This window comes from Rhodococcus sp. P3_B8 (assembly GCF_056402775.1).
This window is the reverse complement of sequence record NZ_JBFUGT010000390.1, coordinates 1-5302: the sequence shown is the minus strand read 5'-3', so window position 1 is coordinate 5302 and position 5302 is coordinate 1. Positions and strand designations below refer to the sequence as shown.

Annotated in this window: 5 protein-coding genes and 1 pseudogene; 4 read left to right on the top strand and 2 right to left on the bottom strand. The window is 62.5% G+C overall.

The window, feature by feature from the left end:
- Positions 1-279 (top strand): recombinase family protein (locus tag AC1D1G_RS41150; protein WP_477956488.1); only part of this gene is annotated, 279 nt, incomplete at its 5' end.
- 1015 nt (positions 280-1294) lie between these two features.
- Here AC1D1G_RS41150 and AC1D1G_RS41145 read toward each other — a convergent pair.
- Positions 1295-1531, bottom strand: a complete 237-nt coding sequence (locus AC1D1G_RS41145; protein WP_283353197.1) for a WhiB family transcriptional regulator — start codon at positions 1529-1531, stop codon at positions 1295-1297.
- 816 nt (positions 1532-2347) lie between these two features.
- Here AC1D1G_RS41145 and AC1D1G_RS41140 point away from each other — a divergent pair.
- Together AC1D1G_RS41140 and AC1D1G_RS41135 are read left to right on the top strand one after the other, a co-directional pair.
- Positions 2348-2641 carry a HigA family addiction module antitoxin gene (locus tag AC1D1G_RS41140; RefSeq protein WP_007297375.1) on the top strand — a complete coding sequence of 98 codons (294 nt, stop codon included), beginning with the start codon at positions 2348-2350 and terminating at the stop codon, positions 2639-2641.
- Positions 2642-2892: 251 nt separating this feature from the next.
- Positions 2893-3312: pseudogene (locus tag AC1D1G_RS41135) on the top strand (recombinase family protein); the annotation flags it as partial.
- Between the two features lie 64 nt (positions 3313-3376).
- Here AC1D1G_RS41135 and AC1D1G_RS41130 read toward each other — a convergent pair.
- Positions 3377-4285: a hypothetical protein gene (locus AC1D1G_RS41130; protein WP_283353196.1), complete on the bottom strand. Its 909-nt coding sequence runs from the start codon at positions 4283-4285 to the stop codon at positions 3377-3379.
- 496 nt (positions 4286-4781) lie between these two features.
- Between AC1D1G_RS41130 and AC1D1G_RS41125 the strand changes: the two genes are divergently transcribed.
- Positions 4782-5302 (top strand): SDR family NAD(P)-dependent oxidoreductase (locus tag AC1D1G_RS41125; protein WP_477956487.1); only part of this gene is annotated, 521 nt, incomplete at its 3' end.

Genomic DNA, 5302 nt, shown 5'->3' with positions numbered 1-5302 from the left:
TCTCAGCGCGATACCACCGATCTCCAGGCCCGCGATGTGCTGTTGATGTTCGACGGCACCTTCCACGACCCGCGGGATCCGATCGGGCGAACGGTGTTCGCGATGTTGTCGACCACCTTCGCCGAGTTCGAGTCCGGCCTTATTCGTCTGCGCACGATGGAGGGCAATGCCCGCCGCAAGGCTGCAGGCGGTTTCGCCGGCCGCAAACCACTCCTCAACCCTGCACAACAGTCGAACTCTACGACCTGCAGACCGCGGGGCACTCCGTCGCAGAGCTGACAAAGCGCTTCAATCTCAGCCAGCCAGGCCTGTACAAGTACCTCACCCGCGAGAAGGCCCGACGGAACGACGCACCCACCTCCACCGCGGACCACTGAGCGCGACGCCACCAGCTGGCATAGGGGGCAAGTCAGCGCGGAGCGGTGTCGCGGCAGCACACGTACTTTTTCCATGAACGCGTGCATGCATTAATGCACTCACGCATTCAGTGGGCGCCGAGGCCGATACGGAGCACTCAACAGTGATGACGAGGGAAGCAACGTGTGCAACACGGGCCCGTGCGACTGCAACAGGCGAAATCTCTGCCCTTCGGTGTGCAACGGTCAGTGCAACGATTGCGTGCGCCTAAGTTCTGCACCCCTTTCCGGGGGCCGTTGACTCTGCACGCCACAACACAGGCTGAGCAACGACCTCGTTCGAGCACGCACTGCCGTCGCAGCGGAACGTCTCCACCGTTAACGCATGCATGAATGCATGAATTAACTCACTCATGCTTTCTGACTCGCCTCCCGGCGAGTCGTATCCCGGACTGCCAAATCTCGACCCGACGGGATACGGCCCGCATCTCCACGCTAAACCACCCCCGGACTGACCTCAATGGCCAGTTCAGGGCCGATTTTTCGTCGTGCCGGACCATCGCCGCGCCCGGCTACGGCCATGTCTTGGGACCTCGTTGCAGTGGGCCTCGTGTTCGTTGCGCTGGGTTGCACGGAAGGATCAGCGCGCCTAAGCGGTGCGCCCGCCGGGGAAACAACGGCGTGCAACACCGCCCACTGCGACTGCAACATGCAGCGTCCGCATGTGCATCCTCGTCGTATATCCCGCTGACCAGGTTCCCGCCATCTAGGATCGTCCGTCCTTGCATATGACCACATCGCGCCTCCTTGCTCTGGTGGTAGGCGGGCACCTGGTTTCGGATCGGCTCGAAATCGACCCGCGAGCGCCCCTAGTTGTTGATCACAACCCTGTGCATTCCAGACAGGATGTGGAAGTTCTCAGGGCGGCGCATCGTCTGTCAGCGCACCGGTTCCTCGACAGGAAGGTCGGCGGCCCGCCCCTCTCGTTGCCGGCGCCGGATGTGCCGTCTGCGGTCGTTCTCGGACATCCCGCCCCACGTTCCGTACGGTTCGGCAACGGCCAGGGCGTACTCGCGGCATTCGGTGAGCACCGGGCAGTCCTGGCAGACGCGCTTGGCGTGCGCTTCGCGCCGCGCCCGGTCCCGACCACGCTCCCCCTCTGGAGAGAAGAACAACGACGACTCGACGTTCCGGCACGACCCCAGGAGGCGCCAATCTCCACGATCACGATCACGATCACGATCACCGTCGACGGGCAGTCGGGTCCGTGGCGTACCTTCACGGCGGGAAGCCGGCACAGTGCTCGGCGCACGAGCGGATATACAAGTCATCGGATCGGTCTCACTCATCTCACTCACGGGTATTTGCGGACCTGTCACCGCGGTAACCCTTTCGCAAACAACATCTTTCACAATCAGTCCGGACGGTCTCTTCAAGTTCAGGTGCCCAGCCAGAACCTTCGACGAGCGACGGTGATCATTCGCTCGACCAAGCGGCCGCAGYGGTGCCGGCGCGGCGACGTCGAGATACGCGACCAGTGCCCGACAGAACGCTGCGGTGTCCATCCCGAAATCGGTTCTGATCACCTCGGGAGGGCCGCCGCCGTGGGCGCACCAACGTGGGGCCTCACACCACCGGGAGGGGCGACCCCTCGACGCCCCACCGGTAAATTCCAGCCGTCTGTTGATCACTCCGAATCAAACTAGAACCGCAGGGCGTCGGCATGTCCGATTGTGAAACACACGCCTGTGACACCGGGGGCGCGTGTGCGTTCGATCGACGGCTTGATGCCAGCATCAGTTAACGCATGCATGCATGAACTAACTCATGCATGCCGGTGTGGTCCGATGAGACTGTCGAGGTAGGCGACCTGGGCTTCGAGAGCTGAACGGATGTCGTCGATGTCGTCGCGTAGCGCGGAGACTATCACTAACCGCCAGAGGGGAGCCGACGCTCCATCCGACCACAGAATCGACAAAGGAACACCGATAATGACTACAGACCTGAGCCCAATTCACCCCGGCGAGATCCTCCGCGAGGACTTCCTCGAGCCGTTCGGCATCACGCAGAACCGCCTAGCCACGATCATCGGTGTTCCGCCCCGACGGATCAACGAGATCGTGCTCGGCAAGCGGTCGATCACCGCAGACACCGCGTTGCGGCTGGCCAAGGCGTTCGGCAACAGTGCGCAGTTCTGGCTCAATATCCAGGACCGCTACGAGCTCGATCTTGCGGCCGACAAGATAGGCGACGCCCTCGCCAAGATCACGCGTCTCTCGGCGTAGAGAGGCAGAAGGGGACCGTCGGTGTGATTGCCCGCCGCACCGGACGGAACGATCACCGGGATGAATCGTTCGAAGGCTGAGCCACGCCGGGCCTGGAAGGCCGGCCAATGCACCAACGGCATCAGCTCCGGGCAGCGGTCCTGGCCTGGCCTTGCCGATGATGTTTGACCGTGGAGTCGCAAGCACTGCGCCGCCGGCGTTGTGCGTTCGAGAGATGGGAATCAGCGATGTACATCGGGTATGCACGAGTGAACACCGACACCCTCGTGGTGACCAAGTTGGATCGCCTGGCCCGTTCGTTGCCCGATGCCCGGGACATCGTCGACGAGCTGACGGCTCGGCATGCGTGCGTGCAGATCGGTGCCTCGTTGCATGATCCGACTGACCCGGTCGGTCGCCTGCTATTCAACGTCCTGGCGATGGTCGCCGAGTTCGAGGGCGACCTGATTCGGGCACGAACGCGGGAGGGGATGCGGATCGCGAAGGCGAAGGGACACCTGAAGGGCAAGAAGCCGAAGCTCAATCCACGCCAGGAACGGCACCTGGTCGAGCTTCACGCGTCAGGCGAATACTCGACTGCCGAACTGGCTGAGGTTGGCCGGTCGACGGTGTACCGGGCGATCGAACGCAGCGCCCACCGTGACGGCGCTCTCTCAGATTCCAGCACCTAGCGACCAGCAAAAACGCCAGCCGCACCGGCGGACGTTCAGCTAACGGGACTGCTAAGTCCAAGGCCTAAATGGATTTCTGGACGCGTCGTACGTCGTCTTCGTCCAACGCTGAAATTGTCATCAATCGCCACGCCCACCGATCGTCCGACCATTCGGTTGAGTGTGGGTATCGCTGCGTGAGTTGACGATCGAGCAGTGTGGGTTGCGCGCCGAGGGGCCACCGAGCCAGTGAGGCGTGTCCGTTCACGTGGAGGCTCATCACAAGTTCACCGGTGTCAGGGTCTCCGCTGATCGGAGTGAAGGACACTCCGGTCGGCCAGTACCGTGGGGTTGCACCTTCAGCCATTTCGTGGACTTGTCGGAGGTGCTCGGGGTCCCGGCTTCTTTCCTTCACTGTCGGCGGTGCGATAGCACCTTCCCAATCGAATACCTCATCGGGCAGGTTTTCGTAGGTGTTGACGTCGGTCAACTCGGCGTAGAGCTTGTCGCTGGAAGATCCCGTGCGGAGGATGAGTCCTGTCTCGTCGTCGATGACGAACTCGATGTTCTCCTCGTGCGACGTCGAGTTCATGATCATTGACCACGCGCGCCGGCCATTCACATAGGTTTCGATGGGGGACCTGGCGGGTGTTGTGTTCTTACTGAGGGTGGAGGGCGAGAGGAATGACTCGGGTCCTACAAACAAGAGAGGACTGATTGGTTTCAGGAGGTGAAGTTGGATGTGACCTGTGTTTCGATGCATCTCACCGTCACGCCAACTGAACGCGAGTTCGCCGTTTCGGATCAAGATCGGCTGACCCGATCTTTCGATACGCCATTGGTTACCGGGTCCGTGCCAGAATTCCCATGTGCCCTCGTCGACGTCGCCCGTGCGAGCGACGTATCGGTAGCTCAAGGCCGCCGAGGTATAGAGCATGTCGCTGGCCGCATGACGGCCCATCAACTCGACCCACGATGGAGTGCTTACGGTCATACTCTGCAACGATACGGTCGAGAACCTATGTCTGGTCGCAGGAGCGATCGTAGACCGGTCATCGATCCGCTTTCGGGACGAGCGCCTGACCCTTCCGGTGCGCGCTGGGCGTCGATCTCGTCCCGGTGCAGGTTCCGCTAACGGCGAGTGCTGCGACACTGTGGCCAAAGGGTGGGGATATTCGACAATGTCGTCCTCGGGGATTGGCGCAGGTATACAAGCGCTCCGCACGTCGGGTCATCGACGATTGTCCGGTGTTCAACTTCCCGAGCTTCGACGCCTGCGTCACAGCCCGCGGAGAGAGACGCACCGCTGAATCAGGACGCCCGGGGTGTCATCCGAGACCCGCATCAATTCCAAGCGCGCCGAGTTCGTGACGGCAATCCATTGCACTGCGGTCGGAATGTTCGGCGACCGGGCTCCTCGACCAGTTCGCGTCGGCCCTGAGCACGACCACCCGATCTTCATACAACGACCCGAAACCGAAGGAACCAGAATGAGCCGCTCCGACACCACCGAGACCATCATCGAGTTCGAGCGACTGAGCGAGACACTCGAGGGCCGCCGTCACCGCACCTTCCTGCGGGCCAGGAGCCGGCGCCGCGTCGACGGCAAGGTGGTGCTGATCACCGGTGGGGCCCGAGGCATTGGTTCGGAGACAGCGAAGGCACTCACGGCCAAGGGCGCGCGGGTGGTCGTCACCGATGTCGACGCTGCCGCTTTGTCGGAGGTCGTCGCCGAGATCGGCGCGGACAAGGCCGTCGGTGTCGTCGCCGACGTCTGCGACCTCGCGGCGATGGAGGCGGCGGTGGCCCGGGGCGTCGAGAAGTTCGGTGGTATCGACCTGGTGCTCGCCAACGCCGGGATCGCCAGCTACGGCTCGGTACTCGGGGTGGATCCGGCCACGTTCAAGCGTGTCCTCGACGTCAATCTTCTGGGCGTGTTCCACACGGTGCGGGCGGCGTTGCCGTCCGTCATCGAGCGCAACGGCTACATCCTGGTCGTCTCGTCTCTGGC